Genomic DNA, 23259 nt, shown 5'->3' with positions numbered 1-23259 from the left:
TATACCATGAGTGTCCTATCTCTCAATCCAACAGAAACAGGGGCGCAGGGTACTGTTCTTATTTTGGGGGGCGCACGTTCAGGAAAGAGTGGTCTGGCCGAAGCAATGCTGACAGCCCTGCCATCGCCCTGGATCTATCTGGCCACTGGTCGGGCATTTGATGCAGAAATGCAGGAACGGATTGAACACCACAAGGCCAGTCGAACAGAACAGGGGTGGCAAACGGTTGAAGAGCCATTTGACATTGCATGGGTGTTAAAAACCTATGCGCATCTGCCTGTGTTGGTAGATTGCCTGACCTTGTGGGTGACCAATATGTTGCTGGATGACCAAAACATTGAGGAAGCAACATACCGCCTGTTGGAAGTGTTGCCAGAGCGCTTGGCCCCCACCATTCTTGTGGGCAATGAAGTAGGGCTGGGGATTGTGCCAGAAAATGCTTTGGCCCGCCGCTTTAGGGATGAAGCCGGGCGCCTGCACCAGCGAATAGCGGCGCAGGCAGGGCAGGTTGTTTTTGTGGCAGCAGGGCTGCCATTAGTGCTTAAGGGGAAAGCCTTATAGCTATCAGCCCTATATCAACTTTCGGATTCTGAGTGATCATGCAGCACACGTGGGAAGGCAACGGGGCTGCATAGCCCTAATGCAGTGGCCATTATAACAATACCAACGGCCATGGGCGGCAGGACGGAAAGCCCAGCGGTATTTAAAATCATACCCCCTGCGGCAGACCCAAACAGTATACCCACATTGCTGCTGGCGTTTACGGCTGCACCGGCAATATCAGCCGTGGTGGCACGGCTGCGAATAGCCCCAGACATAATAACCGGAATAAGTGCGGCATACCCAGCACACCACAGGCCAACAGCAGCAACTGCGCTCCACCCACTGAGGAGGGAACCGCAGAGTGAACCCATACCGCATGCGGTAATCAGGCCAGCTACCAGCAACCCGAGTGCTGGCTTGGAATCCACCATCTGCCCTGCAGCCCATAATCCAAGAATACTCACGCCACCTGTAATCAACAGGGCGATACTCAGCGCGCTTTCCGGCAGCCCATGAGACATCAGCAATGGTGAAACATAGGTGTAGAGAAGGTTATGCCCCAGAAAGAACAATGTGTTTACGGCAATCACCACCGCAAATACGCGCGCAACACCGGGTGTGCGGAATGAAGGTAGATGCACGGAACTGGAAGATGCTTCCACCTTGGGCAGAAAAAATGCGATGCATACGGTCAGAATAGCGGCCAGCCCAGTTACCACCATCATGGAAACGCGCCAGCCTGCCAGTTGTCCAATGGCAGCAGTGCCGGGCACCCCCAGAACAGATCCCAAAGATGTACCGCCAAATACAAAGGAAATGGCGCGTCCTGTCATACGAGGGGGCACCAGATGCGCGGCATAGGCAGAAACAATGGACATCATGAGCGCGTGGGCAGCCCCGCCCACGGCACGGCCTAAGCACAAAATGGCAAAGGTGGGGGCCAAAGCGGCAATGAGGTTAGAGGCGATATAGCCTATCAGAGCCCACAGCATGAGTGTCTTGCGGTTGATTTTAGCTGTAAGAATGGTGAGCGGCACCGCCGCCAGCGCCACAACCAGCGCATATGCACTGACTGCCAGACCAGCCTTACCTTCCGTAATGTGGAAGGAGTTTGCCATATCTATCAGCAACCCTACGGGGGCAACTTCGCTGGTAATGGCCGTAAAAGTGGCAGCAAACAAGGCGCACAGCCCGATGATTGTCTGACCGGACAGGGTTTTGAAAAGCATGGGCTTTCTACTGATACAACTGAGGGTTTGAAGGATAATAGCCCTGCCGGATGGAACTGAACCGGGCAGGAAGCCATTATGCGCTGGGGTGTATAGACCTCTTTTTTCTTGCATGGCAGTACATAAAATGGTGTCAGCAAAAAAAATCCGGACAAAGGCTCCATGGTGGATGTCTGCCCGTTCTGCTTGAGAGATGTAGATGTCAGAAAAAGAAATACGCACGCAGCTATTGGTGGCCGGGAAATGGCAAGATGCGGCAGATGGTCGTACCATTCCAGTAACCAATCCGGCTACGGGTCAGGTTATTGGGCAGGTGGCTCATGCTTCCAAGGCTGATCTGGAAAAAGTGGTTGCGGGTGCGCAGGCAGGTTACCAGGCATGGCGTAACCTTACGGCGTGGGATCGCTTTGTGATTATGCGCAAGGCGGCAGATCTTCTGCGTGAACGGGCAGAGCAGATCGGCCGTATTATGAGTGAGGAGCAGGGTAAACCCCTTGCTCAGGCAATTATTGAAATTCAGGGCGCTGCCGGTGTTATTGAATATTTTGGTGAAGAAGGCCGCCGCCTGAACGATGAGCTCGTGCCACCGCGTGCGCCTTATGTAGAACAGCGCGTGTTGCACCGCCCTGTAGGTGTTGTGGCTGCCTTTACGCCGTGGAACTTCCCCATCAACCAGATTGCTCGCAAGCTGGGTGCCGCTTTGGGCGCAGGGTGTGGGGTTATCGTAAAGGCTCCGGAAGATACGCCTGCTTCTCCGGCAGAGCTGATCCGGTGTTTCTGTGATGCCGGCATTCCGGCGGGTGCAGTTTCTCTGGTGTATGGTGTGCCGGCAGAAATTTCTGAGTATCTGATCGCTCATCCAGTTGTGCGTAAAATTTCCTTCACGGGTTCTACGCCTGTAGGCAAGCATCTGGCAGCGTTGGCTGGTGCGCAGATGAAGCCAGTAACCATGGAGCTCGGTGGCCACGGTCCGGTTATTGTGTGCCCAGATGCAGATCTGGATGCCGCTGCCGAACGTCTGGCAGCAGCTAAGTTCCGTAATGCCGGGCAGGTGTGCATTGCTCCCACACGTTTCCTTTTACACAAGGAAATTGCAGCGCCATTTATTGAAAAATTCAAAGCCCAGATGAGTGCGCTCAAGATCGGCAATGGTCTGGATGAAGGCGTTACCATGGGGCCATTGGTGAATGAGCGCCGCGTAAAAGCCTTGACCGAACTGGTGGATGATGCCCGTCAGAAAGGTGCGGAACTGTGGCAGCCTGATATTTCCATGCCGAATGATGGGTGCTTCTTCCCACCCACATTGGTGCTGAAGCCAACGCTGGAAATGCGGGTGATGCAGGAAGAACCTTTTGGCCCGATTGCCATTATGGATGAGTATTCTGATCTGGCTGACGCGGTAACGGAAGCCAACCGTCTGCCATATGGCTTGGCAGCTTATGTTTACACACGTTGTGAACGTACGGAACGCTTGCTGGGTGAAAAGCTGGAAGCCGGCATGGTTGCTGTTAATCACCACGGTATTGGCGTGCCGGAAGTGCCCTTTGGTGGCATGAAAGATTCCGGTTATGGCACGGAAGGTGGGCCAGAAGCCCTAAAGGCACATACCATTACACGTCTGGTATCTGCTTTTCACGAAAAGCCTTCTTTCTAAGGTTTCAGTCTTCGTTCTGAAGATCATGTAAAAAAGGGCGGAGGGGTTTAAATCCCTCCGCCCTTTTTGTTGTGTGGTTCAACCACCTTGTATGTGGGTGGCTGTTATTTGTCCTTATGGAACTGCGCAACCTGATCTGCTGTTACGTGTGGGTCTCCACTACCAAAGGTTGCCATCACATAATTCACGATCTTGGAAATTTCAGCATCGCTTAAACGCTGCACGTCTGAATGCCCGCTAAAGTCCGGCATGGATACATCGCCTGCTTCGGTTTTACGCTGTACCCCGTGCAGAATGGTCATGATAAGGTTGTCTGGCCGTGCGCTACCCACAGTGGAGTTGTGGAACAATGAAGGCGCGTATTGATCCTTTGTGCCCATACCAGTCTGGCCATGGCAGGCTGCGCAGTTGGCATCATACGCATGTTGCCCGTCCATCTCGGTCAGATCATCAATTCGGGTAGGGGCGCTTTGGCGGATGTCCTGCGCTTCGATGGCTTTGCCAAAGCTATCTCGTGCCTGATGTTCCATATCATCATCCATAGCTGGCACTTGATGAATATAAGTGGCTATGGCGTGCAGGTCCTGATCTGTCAGGTGGCTGGTGCTATGTTCCACGGCTTCTGCCATAGGGCCTGCTGCCTGCGCGTGGCCATTGGCGTGGCCGGTTTTCAGGTAGGCAACAATATCGTCTTCGCTCCAGTTGCCGATACCGCCGGTTTTGCTGGAGGTGATGTTGGGAGCGTACCATCCATCCAGCGAAGTGCCAGCCAGATACCTGTCCTGCTTTTCACTTAGCATGAAGTTACGGGGTGTATGGCAGGTGCCGCAATGTTCCAGCGCATTGGTAAGATACTTACCCCGGCGTAGCGGATCATATGTGCTGGAATCCCCGCTTTCTGGTTCTTCCTTGGTGGTTACAAAGTTCCATGCCGCCATTGCGCTACGCATATTTGCAGGGAACACCAGTGTTGTTTCTGCTGGGGCGCTGGCTACCGGTTTTACGCTGTGCATGAACCACACATAAAGTGCATGCACATCCTGGTCCGTCATACCTGCGTAAGAAACATAAGGCATAACAGGGTACAGGTAAGCCCCGTCTTTGCGCACACCGTGGCGGACAGCCTGCTCAAAGTCCTGCTCTGTGTATTTGCCAATACCGTGGTCTGGGTCTGGCGTAATGTTGGTGGAAATCACATCACCCATAGGTGTTGCAATTTTCAGGCCACCAGCAAAAGGCTGCGAACCGGGTTTGGTGTGGCAGGCAATACAATCTGACGCAGTGGCAATATAGGCACCACGATCCAACACTGCCTGATCTAGAGCTGCATCTTCTGCATGCACAGGTGTCTGGCTCAGGGCACAGACACCAATTACCGTGCTTGCTGAAAGAAGGACGCGCAAGGTTTTGGAAAAATCAGGCATGAGCAAGTTCTTTTTTCAGCGTATCGGCAACACGTAGCGCCAAGGCGGCTACAGTCAGGGTGATGTTGCCGGTGCCAACGGTTGAGAAAACCGAGGAACTGGCAATAAACAGGTTGTCATGGTCATGCGTCCGGCAATGGCCATCCACTACGGAATCCTTGGGGTCTGTGCCCATAATGGTGCTGCCTGCGGGATGATCCTGCGGGAAGTAGCCTGGGGTCCACTGTTCATCTGTGCCGTGCATCAGCTTGATAAGGTCACGGAAAACATAGCGTGTATGTTCACAACTGCGCACGGTGTATTCGGGCAGTTTGTAGTACACTTCCGGGTGCGGGATCCCCAGAATATCCTTATGATCCTTGCTGAGTGTAAGGCGGTTATTGGGGTCTGGCAGGGCTTCGTTATGGCTGAACAGGCGCACCGTGTGCGAAGCCAGATAGCGGATCTGTTCTTCCAGTTCCCGGCCAACGTAACCTTTGGAAATTGCCAACTGCGTGGCCAGATCCACCTGGTTATCATCCACCATGTGCACAAGGTAGGCACCACGATCCGTACGCCAGTTTCCATCACGGAAATTGTCAATCACGTTCGTTTCCAGCGGTCCACGGCCCGGCCACAGAGCTTGGTCACCACTAATGAAGGTTACCTGCACACCTGTATGGTCCATCATGTTGCGGCCAACATGGCCGGAACTGTTGGCAACGCCATCGGGACTTTGTTCATCGGCAGAAAGCAGCAGCAGTTTGGCTGTTTCAATGCAGTGCGCGGCAATAACAAAATATTTGCCCGTAACGCGGTGAGACCCTTTGTCCGGGTCAAAGTATTGCACGGCGGTTACGCGCTTGTTCGCGCTGTCTCGCTCAATCTTATACACCACAGCATTGGGGATAAATTTAGCCCCGGCGGCTTCTGCATGGTAAACGGAGTAACTGCCGTTATACATGGCCCCAATAGGGCAGATTGGCATGCAGTTATTATGCCCTTCACATGTTGGGCGGCTATCATACGGGCGCGTGTTGCGCGCCTGTGGTTCGTGCACCACGCGCCACGGTGTTTTTTCCTGAATCAGCTTGCGGAACTGCTGCGCAGCGTAGGAAATGGGCAGTGCATCCATAGGATAAGGCTGCTTGCGGGGGGAGCCAAGGTCTTCCACCGCAGGATCTGGCCCGCAAACCCCCATCATGACTTCTGCCTGATAGTAAAAGGGTTCCAGATCATCATATGTCAAAGCCCAATCGCGGCCCTGACCGTAACGTGTTTTCAGTTCAAAGTCTGATGGCAGGTAGCGCCAGGCACAACCAGCCCAGTGCCATGTAGTGCCACCCATCATGCGCAGGTAAACCTGCTGATAGGCTTCGGCATTCGGGCCGGTGGTGTGCAGGTAATCGTTCGGGGTTTGCTGATCAGGCGGATGCCGTGCCCAAGGGACAGCCGGAAATGGCCCCTGATAGGAAGGCTTGTTTTCTAGATTGCGGAAGTTTTCTACAAAATGCTGGCGGTCAACGCGCGGGCCAGCTTCTAGCACAATGACGGAAATACCGGCACGCGCCAGCTCATTAGCAATAGAACTACCTGCAACGCCTGATCCTACGATCACAACGTCGGCTGAAAGATTTTCTTCGGAGGGCATAAGGCGGGGTATCCCGTAAGATCAGGTCGGTTCGATAACAAGGGCGGAAGCAGAAAGTGCAGGGTGCCCTTTGGGGCGTGCAACTTCTGGTGGCTTGCTTGTCCAGTAGAATGGGCCGCCCGTTGCGTAGGTTTTGGGGTAAACGGCATCTTTGGTGATGTCGAACATCAGGGCAGAGCGGTAAACAACCACCTTGCCATCCGCAATGCCTCGGTACCAGCCGGTTAGAATTTCGTGGATGACATCTTTAAGCTTTGGATCAGATTTCTCTGCTGCATGCGCAAAGGCTGATGCTGTTGTAAATTTTTCCCGCTCCAGCAAGGCATGCAGAGCATTGAGTTTGTCTTTTCGATCTGCATTGGCATGCACGATGTTGGCATACAGGGCCGCGCCAATCTGGGGGTTCAGCGTATCTCTATCTGTCAGGCGCTGGGATACCTGCATAAAACCGGACAGGTCTTCATTGTTTGGGGTGGCAGGAGCGGTATCCGCTGCAAGGACTGCCCCCGTTGTGCTTGCAACAGAAAGACCAATGCCGCCTAAAAGCACATCTCGCCGGGACATGCGTAAAAGCTTGTTCAGGCGCATGGCGTTAGGGGATGCACACCATTCCGCTACAGGCTGCCCCTTGTGCGTTTGTCTCATTCTTCGGGTTCTCCCTACAAAGCCGGGCTCCGCCCTGTTGGAATGAAACATTGCGGAGAAATATTGAATTCCAAATTCTGAATGGTTTTATAGAGAAGACCTGAGCTTGCAACCTGTTATAACGGCATAATACCTATTTCATGGCCTGTTGAGGCAGGTATGCTCAGGGGTTAATGCGGCAGTTATTACCTATATGGCCATGAAATGGTTGCCACGTATCTGTTCTGCCAAAAAGTTCCAAACCTAAAAAACCATGCAGTTTCAGGGAGCCGTCTTCCGCCACCCATATAATGGCATCGTAAGTATTTTTGCTTTGAGGGTCAAAAATATGGCCTTTCCAATGGTCATGCCGGTCTTCCATGGGGTGGAAGCCTTTGAGCATTTGAAGGTTACATTCTGTTTTTCTGCGGCCAGAAGCCTCTTCATCCTGTGTTAGGTTTAACCCGACAAGATTCCCGCACATCTTATCGTCACATGTATGGATATCGAACACGCCTTTGCCGTCTTCTGTAATCCATTGTCCTGTTATAGTTGGTATGGAGGCGCTTTGTGCATAAGCATGAGAAGGTATGCTGCCCCATGCAAAAAGCAGTGCTGTTATAAATGAGCTAAAGGCATGTTTGTACATTTTACTGCCTTGTCCTGCCGCTACCGGTTCATCCCGCCCGGTGTTATGTGCCTGATGGAGGCAGGTCTCCTGGCTTGGGGATATGATGTTATCAGACCTTTTGCCTTCCCAGCCGTATGACCGGCCAGTGGCTAGCCGTAACCGGCAGCAGGCCTAACCTCCCCTTACAGTTGCGGGAGCAGCTGCCGACTATAAGTTTCTGCTTCAATATGAGGCAGAAACCCGTGCACGGCATTCCCTTTCAAGCTGCTTGCGCAGCACCATCCATCTGTTCAAGCGTTTATTCTAGCAATAAGAGGGCTTGGTGCCAGTATGGGAAAAGCAGAGCAGGTGAGATGTTTTTGCGCCTCAATTTGCCTTACAGGGCAGCAATAACTTTAAGCCCAGCCAGAATCGCATTGGGAATAACCGAGGTTTCTCCGGGGCGCATCATATATTCAAACTCCGGTGTCACAACCAGGCCCGGTGTGACGGGAATGCCGTAATATGCTTCCAGAATCGCGGAATGCGTTTGTGGCCCATTGATATAAGGACCAAGCGGAACGCCAGCGGCTTCCTGCATGCGTTGCCCGTAGGACAAACGGGGGCTGAGCTGGTAATAGGAATACATTACGCCCAGACGATCCAATGGCCGGTGAGGGATAATGCCCAGAAGGGAAGCTCCAGCATAAAATTCGTTTGAGAATGTAGAGTTACTTGGCGTGTTATGAATGAACCCGGCCAATACATATCCACCAGCCATTTGGTGTTCGCCATGGCTGCGATACACCATCTGATCTGCCTCTATATAAAATGTATCACGCGGTTTGAGCTTATGTGGATGCACAGACCCCGCAAAAGCGGCGGGAATGGTGCCAACCATGTCAGGGTAAGGTGAAGTATCGTGGCCAAAGCCGATTTTGTAATGACCGGGAAGCTTGCGCCTGCCAAAAAATGGTTCCCACGTTAATTCAATAGGCGTTTGGATGCCCGTATAAGGCTCATCGCCCCATGCCCAACCTGTGTTATCGCGTGCTTTAGGGCCGATGCGATAAATACCAGTGCGCAGGATAAGATCATGCGTTGGCCGAAAGCGTACTGTGCCACCCCATGATGTTTTGGGGTAAACGCTCCAACCCGCCGGTTCTCTTATAGCCATAGGCGCAGAACACATGGTCATGAACGTACACAGCAAAATAGAAGTAGAATATGTGTGCGTAAGTGAAATGCGCCCTACATTGATATTGATGCGGTTATTGAGGAAAGATTTTTCCAGATACAGATCTGCCAGACGAGCCGCTGCCGGACCATGGATGCTCCATACTTCTGTGAGAAGTACATTTCTTTCCCCAACATGATCCCAACCAACCTGCCGGCCTTCACGGTTCATCACAATGCCATGCAGGTACCAGCCCTGTAGCGGATTCCAACCGGTTAACTTGCCCAGATCAAACAGCATGCTGGCACGTATTTCGTGCGTGTAATCCATACCTTTTGAAAGGCCGCCGGCAAGATTGGCCATGCCTTCACCTTTATAGGTTAACTCAAAGGTAAAGCCGTGCTCACTTAACCTGTCACGCCAGGGTTTAAGGCCGGGAGCTAGATTGCCAAAAGCCTGTTCAGCAACAAAATAGCCAGCGCTGATATCCTGCCTACGTAACGCTGTATTATTGTGGTTTAGCAGGTAGGAAAGACTTTCTGTATCAAACAAAGCTTCCAGACGTTCTTCTGCTATTGGACGCTTGTGTTTTTTCGGTGTTTCAGCGTTGATAATAGGTTTTGAAGACAGTTCGGGTTTCTCAAGAGATTTGGCGGGTTCATTCTGCTGGGCGTATGCAGTGGAAGCTTTAAGAGCAATATCCAATGTGAAAAGAACTGTTCCGGCGTAGAGTAAACGGGCAATGGATAAAAAATCCTGCCGATAGCATGATCTTTTTTGTTCTGAATTTGAAATGATATCAGTTAAGGGCATCGCCCGATCCTCATGGCGCAAGAATGGCCATTGCCTGCGGTTAGCATGAAGCAACGGCGTATTTCTGAAGCAAGGGGAAAGAAATACAGAGATTAAAGTGAAAGGTGGCTGGCAACTTTCTCTTTAAAAAACAGGTTTTGTAATTTCTGCAAACATTTTCTCGTTTCCGCGTTTGTTTTTGTTTTTATTATTACGAATTATGGAAATTAAATTACGAATAGAAAGATTCAAGGATTTTTTTCTGTTATAACGAATATTCAAGAAAAAGTTTACGAAGTTACAATGTTACAACAAGTTTTGTGTCAAAACACGTATGCAAGAAATCCGTAAGAAGCTAGGAGAACTTCCTACGGAAAATAATAATCAGGCCGAAGGTGTTTTTGTAATCTGTGGTTGCGCGTGCAGGGCATCATGAAGTTGCGTGTCATCCAGCGCATTCTCCCAGCGCGAGACAACAATAGCAGCAACAGCGTTTCCAACCAGATTGGTGAGGGAACGACATTCAGACATAAAACGGTCAATACCCAGAATCAGGGCCATGCCCCCAACAGGTACACTGGGCACAACAGAAAGTGTTGCAGCCAGAGTAATAAAGCCCGCTCCCGTCACACCAGCAGCACCTTTAGAACTCACCATAGCCACCAGAAGCAGGGCAAGCTGTTCCTGAAAGCTAAGGTGCACATCAGTTGCCTGTGCAATAAACAGTGCGGCAAGTGTCATGTAAATATTGGTGCCATCCAGATTAAAGGAATAGCCCATGGGTACAACCAGCCCTACAATCCCTTGGGAACAGCCTGCCCGTTCCAATTTGGCAATCAGACCGGGCAGGGCAGATTCGGAAGAACTGGTGCCCAATACAATCAGCAGCTCTTCTTTTAAAAAGACCAATAGCCGCAGAATGCTAAAGCCAGCCAATCTCGCCACAATACCCAGAACAACGCCTACAAACAGAATGGCAGTGAGGTAAAATGTCAGTACCAAGGCAAGAAGGTGTAGAATGGAATGCAGGCCAAACTTACCAACGGTAAAGGCCATGGCACCAAAAGCCCCAATAGGGGCCAGATACATCACCAAACGCACAACCCCAAAAACAAGTTCTGTCAGGCTGTAAAACAGGTTGAGAACGGTTTCACCCGCTTTGCCCATTTTGGCCAGACTTATGCCAAACAAGATGGCAACCAGCAGAACCTGTAAAATTTCACCAGATGTAAACGCACCAGCGGTTGTGGAGGGAATGATTTGTAGCAAAAAATCTGAAAAGGAATGATGTTGCGCAGCAGCATTTACAAACTGTGTAACAGAACTTGTATCAAGGCTTTCTGGCCGAATGTGTAGGCCAGCACCGGGTTGCAGAACGTTGGCCACAAGCATGCCAATAGCCAGCGCCAAAGTGGAAAAGCACAAAAAATATAGCATGGCTTTACCTGCTACGCGGCCTGTTTGCTTAAGGTCCGCCATGCCAGCAATGCCTGTGCACACAGTTAGAAAAATAACAGGTGCAATGACCATTTTGATAAGTTTAACAAACCCATCTCCCAGCGGTTTAAGTGCCGTAGCAACAGAGGGAAACATTGCACCTACGGCAATGCCTGCACCCACAGCCACCAGAACCTGAAGGTAAAGGAAGCGTTGGTGTGAACTGGAAAGGGGAGCAGATGATGGAAGCACGCCTAAAACTTTCTGTTCTTGTTTTTGTGCCTGTGGTGCATTCTGATGAAATATATAGTGTTATATCAAGAATATACGCGCAGACTCACGTAAGGTAACGCGTGTTTATATCGTTTGGGAAGAGAGGGTATATCTCTTTTTCTTGAGTTTTCCGGGGTCAAGCAGTGTGTAAGGTGAATATTCAGCGCGAAGACTCTAGATTACAGCGATATAATTACATGAATGTAATGAAGTGGGGTTTGACCATATTTTTATTTTGAATGCTAGCAATTCAGGGTGGGTAAGCTTGCTTCTTTGTTCACATGAAAGCGGCGCTGGTTAAACGGGCGCGGCTTTCGTGGAAGAAGGGCAGTTATGATTGTATCTTTTCAGGCGGTAAAGAACTGGCTTAAGCCAATGTTGCGTAAGGCACGCCGATAGGCAATGGAGCTGCGGTCTGCCACCACATGCACTTCCAGGGAAGGGTCAAGCGGCAGGTTTTCAGGCTTTTGGGCTTCTACCAAGGCACGGTCTTCTTCAAAGACTTTCTGGTTGAAATCATAAACATCCTGCAAAGGCAGATCGGTATCAAAGTTGCGGCACATGGGTGCAAACATGCGTGTTTTTTTTGCGGAAACAGGAGAAGCTGCATTCATGATGACCAGCCTCCCGTTGTCGGGGAAATGAATTTCCAGTGTGGCAGTAAAGGGAACATGCACCCGAAAATGGCGCAGCCATTCAAAATCCGGCCGCCCGCGTTCTGATTGCCCAATAGGGTAATTGCCTACATTGCTGCGGTATTCTGCCTCAAACCCATAGGGTGTCATTTTGGGCATATAAGCTGGCACAACAGGGTTGTCTGGGTCTGCAAAAGTTTCTGTATGCACAAATGCAAAATGGGCAACATCTATAAAGCCCTCAACCTGCCTGCCAGCAAAACCGGCAATGTCTATCCATGGGCAGTTGATCTGTTGAAAGCCAGCTTCATCCCAATGTGGCATGGAAGGAATGGAGATATCTTCATTGTCCTGTGGGCGTAGGCACGTCCAGATCAAGCCATATCTTTCTACCACAGGATAAGTGCGCAGATTCAGTCGGGAAGGAATGGCGCTATCCGGGTGGGCGGGAATACGTACACACTGGCCTTGATGGCCAAACTGGAAACCGTGATAGGCGCAGGCAACTGTCTGGCCGTTACCCTTGCCCATGCTGAGTGGCACGCCACGGTGCGGGCACAGATCATCTGCCACAACAATTTCTTCACCTGCCCGATAAATAACCAATGGTGCATCAAGTAACGTAACGCCTAAAGGTTTGTCTTCCAGCTCACGCACAAGGGCAATGGGATGCCAGTATGAGGCGAGAATAAGCCAGTCATCAGCGTCAAAACTGAGCTCGCGGGGCAATCTGCTCTCGGTGGGGCGGGCACAGGTTGGGGGCGTCACAGCTTCATCTCCTAAATGGGAAAGGTTTCCCGTTCCTTTAGGAGGTAGTGTTTCATCAAGCGTATATTATCGGATATATCTATTTCATGCAGTATGCATTCTCAAATTGAGAACAGGCAAATGAACCCATTTTCGCGCTTTCTGATCTATTTTTTGGCTGTGGCACGGCATGGCTCCATCCGCAAAGCGTCGGAAGACCTGCATATTGCGGCTTCGGCAATTGATAGACACATTCTTCTGGGTGAGCAGGCGCTTGAGACACCACTATTTGAGCGTCTTTCTTCCGGCATGCGTTTAACTGCGGTGGGCGAGTTATTTTATGCACATGCCAACAGGTGGGCGAAGGATTTTGAAAGCCTGAACCGTCAGATTGATGATCTAAAAGGTATGCGCCGTGGACGCATAGATATTTTGGCGCCAGAGGCTTTGGCGCGTGTATTTTTACCCAGCATTGCTGCGCGCCTTAAAGAACAATATCCCGGAATTGTTTTGAATATGCATATCCACGATAATGCAGAGCTGGGAGAACGTCTTTTTGCGGGAGAGGGAGATCTGGCATTTCTGTTAGACCCTGCAGATTTGCGAGATTTGCAAGTGCGTTCAATGCTTTCTTTCCCGCTAGGAGTAGTGAGCCTTCCGAAGCATCCAGTTACGCAGCATTCTTCTGCTCGGTTTTCGGTATGTGCTGAATATCCTGTTATTGTGCCAGAAAAGCCATTGGCACTTGCATCTGTTTTTGCAAAACTGGAAGCGGATACTCTGGTAAATCCAAATGTGATTTCTGGAGCCAATAATGTGCAGATGATAAAGTCATTGGTGAAGGCTGGTTTGGGTATTACCATTCTCAGTTATCTGGACGTGATGGATGAGGTTCAGAATGGAGACATGGCTTTTACCCCTTTGGCAGGAGCGCATATTCCTCCTTTCCGACTGGCGCTTGCGCATGATCGTGCGCGGCCTTTATCTGCTGTGGCACGGCGCGTTGCAGATAACGTAGAGGCAGAATGGGCGCTCTTGCGTCAAAAAATGGTATGAAGGAAAAATATTTCCTTATGCTCTGTGAAAATATTATTGGCCTAGGCAGGATTTCTAATCCTGTGCGTGTTCCATATAAAATTCGATGGGCACGGTGAGTGTAATAGAATCACCTGCCACACTATCGGGTGGGCTAGGCAATGGCTCAGCACGCCGCACCAGTGCCAAAGCTTCACTATCCAACAATGAATGGCCTGAGCTTTTTTCAATATGGGCAGAAAGCACACGCCCTTTCCGGTCCATGGTAAAATGCAGATTTGGCGTACCTTCCTGATGAGCAGACATGGCTTCTGCCGGGTAACGTTTATATTTCTCTAAACGAGCAAGCAAAGCTCCCTGCCATGTGTTGGGGCTTTGGGAAGCATGAGAGGAAGATGACCCTTCAATAGGTGCGGCTTGTGTTTGAGCCGGTGGTGCTTTGGATGTGGGAGGAGCCGTTGTTTTTTCTGCCGGTGGTGTTTTGTCAGGAACTGGTTTTTTAAGATTTACTGTAGGTTTATTCTTTTTCACAATTTTATGTAGTTTTTCAGGTTGGGGAACAGGAATAGGTGGATGCGGAACTGGCGCAGGAGGGGCTTCCAGTTTGGCGGGATCAACGGGAGAAGGATCTGATTCTGAAATTGTTTGCTGAGGGCCGGGAGGTGCATCTGTAGGTGGAGAAGGAGTGGCAACAGGTTCTGGTGCCATATCAATGGCAATGGCTGCTGGTGGAGGCTCCGGTATGGCGGGAGCTGTATGCGGCATGTGCAGGAAAGATAAAGTAGCCGCACCCGTTGTGGCTACGACAATTAAAAAAGATATGCCCCAACGGAAGGTATCTTCTTGCCGGGCTTTCCGTATTTGTTGAATTTTCCAATCAGAAAAAGCTGTTGAATGCACTTTTCCTGCTATATTTTTATATGTTGTTGCGCTCATGGCTCGGTCTTTGCCGCTGGAGCAGAGCCCTCTTCTTGTCCTTGCAAATTAACAAGAGCAACCTTGAGATAACCGGCAGAGCGAAGTTTATCCATCACCCCCATGAGTGTTCCGTAATCTACCGTTTTATCAGCACGCAGGAAAATACGTTCATCTTTGTTTCCCTTGGTTGCTGCTTCTAACGCTTGGGGTAGGTTTTCAGCCGATATACTGTCTTCACCAAGGGCTAGTGCGTGATCAGCTTTCACTGTTAGAAAAACAGGATTTTCTGGTCGTGGTGTTGGTTTTTCTGTTGATGAAGGCAGATCTACAGGCACGTTGACTGTGGTGAGGGGGGCCGTAACCATAAAGATTATCAAAAGCACCAACATAACATCAATGAATGGCGTTACGTTGATCTCACTTGCTTCGTGTGGATTTTCATCTGCATGCTGGATGCGGCGCATATGGCTTATTCCCCAGCCATTCGGTTGATATCAAAAGGGGTGATCTGAGCACTGGTTGCCAGTACATGCGCTCGGCCCAGATCACGAGAAACCAGTCGCATGACAAGGGATGTCAGATCCGCCACTTGTGCTCTGCAAGATGCAGATTGGCGTGCAAGATGATTATAGATGACCACCGCGGGAATGGCAGCTACAAGCCCGAGCGCGGTGGCTAACAGGGCTTCCGCAATGCCCGGAGCCACCACAGCAAGGCTGGTGGCTTTGCTGGCGGCAATACCTGTGAAGGATGTCATAATCCCCCACACAGTACCGAACAGCCCAATAAAAGGTGATGTTGCACCAATGGTGGCCAGCAGGCCTGTGCCGCGCATTAAGCGGCGCCCCTCTGCGGCTTCCAGACGTTCAAGGTGTAAAACAATACGTTCCTTAAGGCCTTCGTTGTCATTGGGAATATCGTGCGAAACAGCTTTTTCAGTTTCTGCTGCCATCACCAGTGTGTGGGCAATACTGTTTTGGCGTGTGCCTTTTTCACCCAAGGCTAATGTGCCAGCTTCTTCCAAAGTTTTTTCTGCTGTTCTCAGCTTTCTACGAACACTCAAAAACTCAACAGATTTGGCGATAAAGATGGTCCATGTCAGAAGCGAGGCCAATGCGAGAAGTGCCATGACGCATTGCACAACAGAACCCGCATTCAGGAACATTTCCCATGGAGAAAAAGAAAGAGGGATCTGAAGAGATGATTCTGATGAGGGCATAAGAAACCAAGTACTTTCGCAATACATATAATGAAGCGATACGCAGGAGAACCTGTAAGGAACAACCGATGGCGTAATTGGAAAACAGGTGCCTTATGCTTTCTCACGCGAGGCATATCTCAAGCAGCAGATAACAAAGCGTTCACCAATACGCAAGTGCGAATCACTATCATCTAAGCGTGAATGTCTTAATATTTTGCAAACACCCCGTATGGTCTGGTTGGTCAAAGATCGTTTGTAGATAGGAATGTCTTTCTAACATATTGAAAAATTAAAATTTATTTTATCGCATATAGTTTGTAGGTAATCTCTGGCCATCAACAACATGTTGCGGCAAAACCACACCTCATGCGATTTGATAATATATGATATTGATAATCATTTGCCTCATAAGATGAGAATGATTATCAGGTAGCCGTTTCGTCCCTATTATTTAGTTAAGGTGAACCAGAAACTGGGGTTCATCAGGAGTGCGGCAAATGAGTCGATCAGAGTTGTCTCACCCGAGTTCACAAGGCAAGGGCCTGCGTGTGGCTGTTGCCTTGGGGGTGTCTGTTGGGTTGGGTGTTACAGAAAGCAAAGCGCAGGCAGAAGATGCGGCGCAACCGCTTCAGCCTTCCTCTTCCGATACCTCTATTAAACTTTCCGCAGTAAGGGTGGGAGGACATGCTGAATCTAAAAATGAATCTTATGAGGCAGGGAATACAAACAGTAAAATACTGAACATTTCACGTATGCCCGCTTCCGTGCGTGATACTCCTCAAACCATTAACGTTGTGCCACAGGAACTCATGAAGCAACAGCGTGCTTTCACGCTGGATCAGGCGCTGAGCAATGTTCCGGGCATTACACTTTCAACGGGGGAAGGAGCTGGGGGTCTGAATGGTGACCAGTTTCGTATCCGCGGCTTGCAGGCCAGACAGGATATTTACACCGATGGGCTGCGTGATTTTGGCACATATACGCGAGATGTTTTCAATACGGAAAGCGTTGAAGTTATTAAAGGGCCATCAGGCGAATACTTTGGTGCAGGCAATGTTGGTGGGGTTATCAACCAAAGCCAAAAGCATGCACATGCAGGCAACAGCTACAGTTATGATCAGTCCTTTGGAAGTGGCCCGCTCTTCCGCGGTGTGGGTGATATCAATTATCAGATCAATGATGATATGGCCATTCGTGTCAACGGAATGTTCAATAAACAGGATGTTGTTGACCGTAATAATGTCACCTCAAATAGGTACGGTGCTGCTGTAGATTTTGGCGTTGGTTTGCGTAGCAAAACATCCTGGCATTTAACGTGGCAGTGGCTCAACAGTGATAGCAAGCCCGATTATGGTGTGAGTATGATCCAGGTGAATGGAATTTACCGCCCCATTACGGAATATGGTCTGTCTCGAAACACCAGCTATACACGTAATTTCGACTTCGATCGTTCCAACATTCATTCTTTGACATCCTCTCTTAAATCCGAGATTTCACGCTGGTTTACGCTCACGAATGATACGCGTTTAAGTATGTATAATCGTGATTATACAGCTACAACGCCTGCGGCATGTTCTGGTGCTTGTGCAACAGCTTTTCTGGCTGGTGGTAACTACGCATTACCTTATGGTGCCGGTGGTGGTGCTGCTTACCGTCAAGAAGGATGGGGTGTGCAAAACATCCTGATGGGACGATCACAATTTAAAACAGGATTTGTACATCACGATATTAAAGCTGGTGTAGATGTAAACTACGCAAGTGATTCCCGTTGGCCCGGTAGTTTTACCAACCGGGTGAATAACCAGACCATTCGTAATCCACAATATTCTTATTCTGGCACGTCAGTTAGTTTTCCATCTTCTGGTTACGGAAATGCAAATGCCAGAGATGTTGGATTGTTCTTTTCTGATCGTATACAGTTAACTAAGCAGCTTTCTCTTTTTGGAACTGGGCGTTGGGATTCCTTCAGCAGCACATATTATGCGCGCTCCAAGGCTGCGCAGGGCCGTGCAGAGCAGAAATCTGATCGCTGGAGTCCATCTGCCAGCATTATGTATTCTCCTTTGAAGAATGCTTCTTTCTACTTTACGTTTGCACGTTCCTATAAGCCAGTAGGAACTGATGTATCCTCTCTGGTTACAATCAAGCCACAAGCAGGTGATGTTGCGCAAAAAGGCGTGAATCTTTCACCGCAGCGGAGTGATTTGTTTGAGTTTGGCAGTAAGGCAGATTTTCTACACAAACGCTTGGGAACAACAGTTGCTTTCTTCCAGATCAGTGAAAATAATTCCCGTTACTATGATGTAAACGGTGATATGGAAACAGGGTTTGCAGATTCTGGAAGTGGCCGACGTATCCGTGGCGTAGAACTAAGCGCCAATGGTAAGCTTACACGGGATTGGCAGATTTTTGCATCCTATTCCTATATGGATGGGCGTGTAACCCATAGCAGCACCGGAGATAACGGGAAAACTGCTCCACAGGTGCCACATAATACAATGTCTGTCTGGAGCTCGTATGATCTTTCCAGGCAACTGCTGAACCCAGAATGGGGTACGCTAAAAATTGGTGGTGGCGTACAATACTCATCCGGATATTGGGCAGGCCCGGATACGGCTAATACGGCACGCATTCCCAATACGTTTCTGCTGAATGGCATGTTATCTTGGGATTACAAGCATTATCGTGTGTCGTTTAATGCCAACAATATCACCAATAAGCTGAATTATGCTTCTTCTTTCTCTGGTTCACGCGCTGTTCCTGCATCAGGTCGGTACTTTATCGGAAACATTGGCGTGACATTCTAATAATATATCAGAAGATATAAGAAAATCATGGTACATGCCTTGTTGTTATGGTGCGAATTATGAAGCCTGCTATAGGTGTTGGTAAGCTTGATGAAGATTCCCCGGAAGACAAGGCATGTCATTCTGTATCCACAGTGAATGTGCAGCTCATGCTCGGGCAGATTTATCTGAATAACGGTAAATTTTCAGATGCTTTTAGTATGTTTGAAGTTGCAGCACGCTCTGGAGATCCTCGTGCATTAAACATGCTTGGGCGTGCGTATGAGCGCGGCTGGGGCGTTGCGCGCAATGCATCTGTTGCAGCAATGTATTTTTCTCATGCTGCGAGCATGGGAGAGGGGTGTGCCATGTTTAATCTGGCAGATCTTTATTTGGTTGGGAAAGGCGTAAAAAAAGATCCGCAAAAGGCATATAATTTGTATGTTATGTCTGCGCAGCATGGTGTTTCTAAAGCATTTAATATGCTTGGTCTTATTATTGAGGATGGGCTTATTCCTGAAATTGACCAGAGAAAATCCATTGCTTTTTTTAGAGCTGCCATAAATTCTGGAGATTGCTGGGGATATCTCAATATGGCCCGTTACCACCTGTTGTACGGAGAAAAAGAAGCGGCTTTAAAGTGCTTCGAAGGAGCGCTTGATCTTGGGTTTAGGGATGTTTTTTTGGCCATAGAACAATTTCTCTGTGGAGTGACAGACGCACGCTTTTGCAAAATCGTAGAAAGAGCAAAAGAACGCTTTTTTCATTCTTGTGAGAATGTTTAGGATAAACACTACGTTTTATTAATATTTCTGTTTGAACAGGGTATGTTTTCAATGAATATCGTTATAAAGAAATACTCCACTCCGTTGATCACCGGTTTGTTTATTGTTTCAGCTGTTTCTGGAACAGCCCTATTTTTCCATTGGATGCCAGGCATGTTCCATTCCATGCATACATGGCTTAGCATGGTATTATTGCTGCCCTTTTTTATGCATATGTGGCGTAACTGGTCTCAGTTCCTGCTCTACTTTCGTAATAAAACCATGATAGTTGCGTGTACGGCATCTTTAGTAGCGGCTGGGGCCTTTATGCTAACAACTGGCCATAAGGGAGGTAACCCGGCTGCTCGGGTTTTTCCGGTTTTAACGCATGCTCCGCTTACAGATTTGGCACCTTTACTGCACGTCTCGCCAGATGAGTTAGGCGCACGCTTAACGCAGGATGGTTATACCGTGCATTCTACATCAGAAACATTGGAGCAAATTGCTTCACGATCAAGCCAGTCTGCTTCAGATGAGCTACTGAAAATTTTGCCTCAGCATTCTGGCAATGATCACAAACATTCTCACGCAAAACCTAGCTGAACGGTAAGAACAGTTATGCTTGTTCATATTCCTAATGTGCTAACTGCCGAAGAAATTTCCTATTGCCGTAAAACACTGGAAAAATCGCAATGGGTTGACGGTAAGGTTACAGCAGGGGATCAATCTGCAAAAGCAAAGTTTAATCTTCAGATCCCCCAGGAAAGTGCAGAAAGCCAAGAGTTGGGAGAGATTATTCTGCAAGCGTTGGGGCGCAATCCGACGTTTAACAGCGCAGCGCTGCCGTTACGCGTTTTTCCACCATTGTTTAACCGGTATGATGCGGGAATGTGTTTTCATGCCCATGTGGATAATGCCATTCGTCATTTGCCGGGAACAGGTTTTCGTATTCGTACAGATGTTTCCTCCACATTATTTTTAAGTGATCTGGAAGAGTATGACGGTGGCGAACTTGTTATACAGGATACATATGGCAATCAAAAAGTCCGCTGCCCCGCAGGGGATATGGTTATCTATCCCTCTACCAGTTTGCATAGTGTGGCAAAGGTAACACGTGGTAGCCGTTGGGCTTCTTTTTTCTGGTCTCAATCCATGGTAGCGGACGATACACAGCGCACGCTTTTATACCAATTTGACCAATCAATTATGGATATCAGGAAGCAGCTATCGGATGATCACGCCGCTGTTCTTGGTTTGACGGCTACATATCATAATTTGTTACGGCAGTGGGCTGTGCTTTAGATTCTTGAATTAACAGCATAATATGGGATTTCATTATATTATTTGAATGTAGATCTATAATATTTCAAAGCCGGACGTAGTTATGAAATTCCATATGCGCCTGCGTGGGTGCTCACTGATACAGACCGTGCAGGGAGCCAGAACCCATGCCGATTGTGGGATCAAACCGTGCATCGGAACCATACATGGCTTCGAGCACAAAGCCGATGCCATACCCACTGCCTACGGACGTTACCGGATGGGACAGGGAACCAATGATCTGGTTCAGCGTGACCGTATTGGCGCGATCTGAATAATACTGCGCAAAGTTGCGGCCAGAGCGTGTCCAGGGGTTGCCTGAAATCCCCGCTTCAATGGAGACATGCCCTTCCAGCCCTTCCCAATATGGGGGAATGGCCGGGTTTGACATGGAACAGATTGCCCGCCTTGGGCTTCATGGCCTCTTCCTCTTCAGGTCTGCTTCGGAATATTATTAGCCAAATGTCGTTTGCGGATATTGTGTTGCGAACTGTTTAATACGACACAAAAGTGCTTCGGCAGAATTTGCACGGCCAGATGCTGCTGACAGAGAGGTTACGTGTTTCTTATTTTGAAATCTGACGACTGGCCAGAATAAGACACGGTAAAAACACTTTCTGTTCAATCAGTTATACGTGATGCCCGTATCTGCATAATCCGATCTATCGTGAGGAGAAACAACGCGGAGAAATCTTCATGATTCAAAATTCTGTTGCCCCAGAATTCAGGGAAGCTCTGAAAGTCCTGCCATCCTTTGATGGTCTTTCAGATCAAAACCTTGCAGCAACCCGTAAGGCGTTTATCGCGGCTATTCGCAATGTGCCGGTTACCGAATATCCAGATGTCACTCTCGAAGAGTGCCATGTGCCCGGGCCTTCTGGCGCTCCGGATGTTCCGGTCGTGATTTACCGGCCCAAAGATAAACATCCGCATGCACCAGCACTGGTTTACATTCATAGCGGCGGCATTGTCAGCGGTACGCCAGAAGTGGATGATGCGAGATGCCGACAGCTTGTGAACGAACTGGGCTTGGTGATCTTTTCAGTTGATTACCGCCTGGCGCCCGAGGCTCCATACCCAGCGGCGATAGAGGATTGTTATGCTGTTCTGAAGTGGGTTCATGAGCAATCCGCTCATTTGGGAATTGATCGTGATCGTCTTGTCATTGGTGGGGATAGTGCTGGAGGTGGTTTAACTGCCTGTCTTGCCTTGCTGGCACGAGACAGAGCAGAAGTGAAAGTTCTTTTCCAGTTGCTCATCTACCCCATGTTGGATGATCGAACGGGCACCACTGTCATGCCGTCTTCGGAACTGGGGCAGTATATATGGACCCGTTCCGCCAATCACTACGCATGGAATGCTTATCTGGGCAAAGCGCCTGGAAGCGCAGACGTTTCTGAATATGCAGCGGCGTTTCGCGCGAAAGATCTGGCAGGGCTGCCGCCAGCTTATATCGGGGTTGGGTCGCTAGACTTGTTTCTGGATGAGGATCTCGAATATGCACGGCGCTTGATGGCAGCAGGTGTGCCAACAGAAGTCTGTGTCGTTCCCGGTGCTTATCACGTGTTTGATGTATTCATTCCTGATGCACCATTGAGCATACAGTTCAGACACTCCTATTTTGCTGCTCTAAAACGCGTACTTTTCGTTTAGAAGCGTCATTTTTCTGTTTTATAAAACCTAGGGCACATCATGATCTTCTGATCTATCAGACTTAATACGGGCATGCATGTGTTCAATGTGCTCAAAGTCAAAACTATCGGATGGAAGACATCACCGAATGAGGTGATCATGATGGATGCTTCCGTTATTATTTTCCGCAGTGAGTTCCGTTAGGTGTAGCAATGCCTGCAGCAGAACGATCCCGTGCGTGACCGTACCTCGGATCGTCGAGGAGCCGTTCTTGCTCTCGGCATTTGTGACGCAAGCTCGATAGAGGAATCGAGCCTGTAAAGAACGGAGTGCCTGTATTTTTGAAAGGAAAGGCAGATTTCTGAACCTGCTTATCTTAAGCCACCCGAAACGAAACCTGAAGGTTTTTAGTTTTGAGCAAAAGTGGCGTCCCGTACGGGATTCGAACCCGTGTTGCCGCCGTGAAAGGGCGGTGTCCTAGGCCTCTAGACGAACGGGACAAGAGGCTGATGCGGCTTCCTACGAGAAAAACATCTTGAGCACAAGAAGATTCTTTAAGGTGCATATGCGTTTGCTAGGAAAATGCAGGCAAATGCTCAATTTGTGGCGGAATACGGACAGATGCATGGATAGGAGTAACGGAAAAAGACTGTTTCCAGAAGTAATCACGATGGCCAGGAATGATGAAGCAACGGTAATGCTGGTGCATGGGGTCAACAACAAACTGCGGAGAACATAAATTTCTCAAATGTTTTTTGGGCGTAAGCTAGCCTTTGTTACAGCGTGTCGTCAGTTAAGCAGGATGATGATTGAGGCGAACTGCACGGC

19 protein-coding genes, 1 tRNA gene, 1 pseudogene and 1 riboswitch are annotated in these 23259 nt (G+C 49.2%); of the genes and pseudogenes, 8 read left to right on the top strand and 13 right to left on the bottom strand.

What is annotated here, in order from left to right; genetic code table 11:
- Positions 1–6: 6 nt before the first annotated feature.
- The gene (gene cobU, locus APA10_RS02200) at positions 7–561 is read left to right on the top strand and encodes a bifunctional adenosylcobinamide kinase/adenosylcobinamide-phosphate guanylyltransferase (RefSeq protein ID WP_003629246.1); all 555 of its coding nucleotides are present in this window, start codon (positions 7–9) and stop codon (positions 559–561) included.
- A 14-nt stretch (positions 562–575) separates the two neighbouring features.
- Here cobU and APA10_RS02195 read toward each other — a convergent pair whose 3' ends face one another.
- Positions 576–1886 (bottom strand): MFS transporter, encoded by a 1311-nt coding sequence (locus APA10_RS02195; RefSeq protein WP_173402430.1) that lies wholly within the window; start codon positions 1884–1886, stop codon positions 576–578.
- 85 nt (positions 1887–1971) lie between these two features.
- On the opposite strand from APA10_RS02195, the gene APA10_RS02190 reads away from it, so the two are divergent.
- On the top strand, positions 1972–3426 hold the full coding sequence (locus APA10_RS02190) for an NAD-dependent succinate-semialdehyde dehydrogenase (RefSeq protein ID WP_003629245.1): 1455 nt from the start codon (positions 1972–1974) through the stop codon (positions 3424–3426).
- A gap of 104 nt (positions 3427–3530) precedes the next feature.
- Here the strand turns inward: APA10_RS02190 and APA10_RS02185 are convergent, their stop codons facing one another.
- From APA10_RS02185 to APA10_RS02155, 7 genes are all read right to left on the bottom strand, one after another.
- Positions 3531–4850, bottom strand: coding sequence for a c-type cytochrome (locus APA10_RS02185; protein WP_003629244.1), 1320 nt, complete (start codon positions 4848–4850; stop codon positions 3531–3533).
- The gene (locus APA10_RS02180; RefSeq protein WP_003629243.1) at positions 4843–6480 is read right to left on the bottom strand and encodes a GMC family oxidoreductase; all 1638 of its coding nucleotides are present in this window, start codon (positions 6478–6480) and stop codon (positions 4843–4845) included. Before APA10_RS02180 ends, APA10_RS02185 begins: the two co-directional genes overlap by 8 nt.
- A gap of 21 nt (positions 6481–6501) precedes the next feature.
- Positions 6502–7176: a sorbitol dehydrogenase family protein gene (locus APA10_RS02175; RefSeq protein ID WP_080587108.1), complete on the bottom strand. Its 675-nt coding sequence runs from the start codon at positions 7174–7176 to the stop codon at positions 6502–6504.
- A 112-nt stretch (positions 7177–7288) separates the two neighbouring features.
- Positions 7289–7753 (bottom strand): DUF2147 domain-containing protein, encoded by a 465-nt coding sequence (locus APA10_RS02170; protein ID WP_003629241.1) that lies wholly within the window; start codon positions 7751–7753, stop codon positions 7289–7291.
- A gap of 42 nt (positions 7754–7795) precedes the next feature.
- Positions 7796–8034: riboswitch (cobalamin riboswitch) on the bottom strand.
- A gap of 77 nt (positions 8035–8111) precedes the next feature.
- Complete coding sequence (locus APA10_RS02165) at positions 8112–9704, bottom strand: carbohydrate porin (RefSeq protein ID WP_003629240.1); 1593 nt, start codon at positions 9702–9704, stop codon at positions 8112–8114.
- A gap of 363 nt (positions 9705–10067) precedes the next feature.
- A complete protein-coding gene (locus APA10_RS02160; protein ID WP_003629238.1) occupies positions 10068–11372 on the bottom strand; it encodes a dicarboxylate/amino acid:cation symporter in 1305 nt (434 codons plus the stop codon).
- A 368-nt stretch (positions 11373–11740) separates the two neighbouring features.
- Positions 11741–12796, bottom strand: coding sequence for an aromatic ring-hydroxylating dioxygenase subunit alpha (locus APA10_RS02155; RefSeq protein ID WP_035365767.1), 1056 nt, complete (start codon positions 12794–12796; stop codon positions 11741–11743).
- Between the two features lie 93 nt (positions 12797–12889).
- Between APA10_RS02155 and APA10_RS02150 the strand changes: the two genes are divergently transcribed.
- Positions 12890–13831: a LysR family transcriptional regulator gene (locus tag APA10_RS02150; protein ID WP_080587107.1), complete on the top strand. Its 942-nt coding sequence runs from the start codon at positions 12890–12892 to the stop codon at positions 13829–13831.
- Positions 13832–13885: 54 nt separating this feature from the next.
- On the opposite strand, the gene APA10_RS02145 is transcribed toward APA10_RS02150, so the two are convergent.
- From APA10_RS02145 to exbB, 3 genes are read right to left on the bottom strand one after another with little or no spacing between them, the layout of a single operon-like run.
- Positions 13886–14746: an energy transducer TonB family protein gene (locus tag APA10_RS02145; RefSeq protein ID WP_003629235.1), complete on the bottom strand. Its 861-nt coding sequence runs from the start codon at positions 14744–14746 to the stop codon at positions 13886–13888.
- Entirely contained in the window at positions 14743–15192 is a 450-nt protein-coding gene (exbD, locus tag APA10_RS02140) for a TonB system transport protein ExbD (protein ID WP_003629234.1), read from the bottom strand. The genes APA10_RS02145 and exbD overlap by 4 nt, the downstream gene beginning before the upstream one ends.
- Positions 15193–15197: 5 nt before the next feature.
- Entirely contained in the window at positions 15198–15974 is a 777-nt protein-coding gene (exbB, locus tag APA10_RS02135) for a tonB-system energizer ExbB (RefSeq protein WP_174714355.1), read from the bottom strand.
- Between the two features lie 452 nt (positions 15975–16426).
- On the opposite strand from exbB, the gene APA10_RS02130 reads away from it, so the two are divergent.
- The 4 genes from APA10_RS02130 to APA10_RS02115 are packed head-to-tail and all read left to right on the top strand — an operon-like array spanning position 16427 to position 20781.
- The gene (locus APA10_RS02130; protein WP_035365765.1) at positions 16427–18736 is read left to right on the top strand and encodes a TonB-dependent receptor; all 2310 of its coding nucleotides are present in this window, start codon (positions 16427–16429) and stop codon (positions 18734–18736) included.
- Between the two features lie 47 nt (positions 18737–18783).
- On the top strand, positions 18784–19500 hold the full coding sequence (locus tag APA10_RS02125; RefSeq protein WP_174714354.1) for a tetratricopeptide repeat protein: 717 nt from the start codon (positions 18784–18786) through the stop codon (positions 19498–19500).
- Between the two features lie 42 nt (positions 19501–19542).
- Entirely contained in the window at positions 19543–20082 is a 540-nt protein-coding gene (locus tag APA10_RS02120; RefSeq protein WP_035365764.1) for a hypothetical protein, read from the top strand.
- 15 nt (positions 20083–20097) lie between these two features.
- Positions 20098–20781, top strand: a complete 684-nt coding sequence (locus APA10_RS02115; protein ID WP_003629229.1) for a Fe2+-dependent dioxygenase — start codon at positions 20098–20100, stop codon at positions 20779–20781.
- A gap of 115 nt (positions 20782–20896) precedes the next feature.
- Here the strand turns inward: APA10_RS02115 and APA10_RS02110 are convergent.
- Positions 20897–21242 (bottom strand): annotated as a pseudogene (locus APA10_RS02110) (outer membrane beta-barrel protein); the annotation flags it as partial.
- Between the two features lie 253 nt (positions 21243–21495).
- Between APA10_RS02110 and APA10_RS02105 the strand changes: the two are divergent.
- Positions 21496–22452 carry an alpha/beta hydrolase gene (locus tag APA10_RS02105; RefSeq protein ID WP_003631387.1) on the top strand — a complete coding sequence of 319 codons (957 nt, stop codon included), beginning with the start codon at positions 21496–21498 and terminating at the stop codon, positions 22450–22452.
- A 403-nt stretch (positions 22453–22855) separates the two neighbouring features.
- On the opposite strand, the gene APA10_RS02100 is transcribed toward APA10_RS02105, so the two are convergent.
- A tRNA-Glu gene (locus APA10_RS02100) sits at positions 22856–22931 on the bottom strand.
- Positions 22932–23259: the final 328 nt, after the last annotated feature.

It is taken from the genome of Acetobacter pasteurianus subsp. pasteurianus LMG 1262 = NBRC 106471 (assembly GCF_000285275.1).
In the GTDB taxonomy this organism is placed as follows: Bacteria; Pseudomonadota; Alphaproteobacteria; order Acetobacterales; family Acetobacteraceae; genus Acetobacter; species Acetobacter pasteurianus.
Note: the sequence above shows the minus strand (reverse complement) of the source record. Positions and strands in the feature narration are given on the sequence as shown.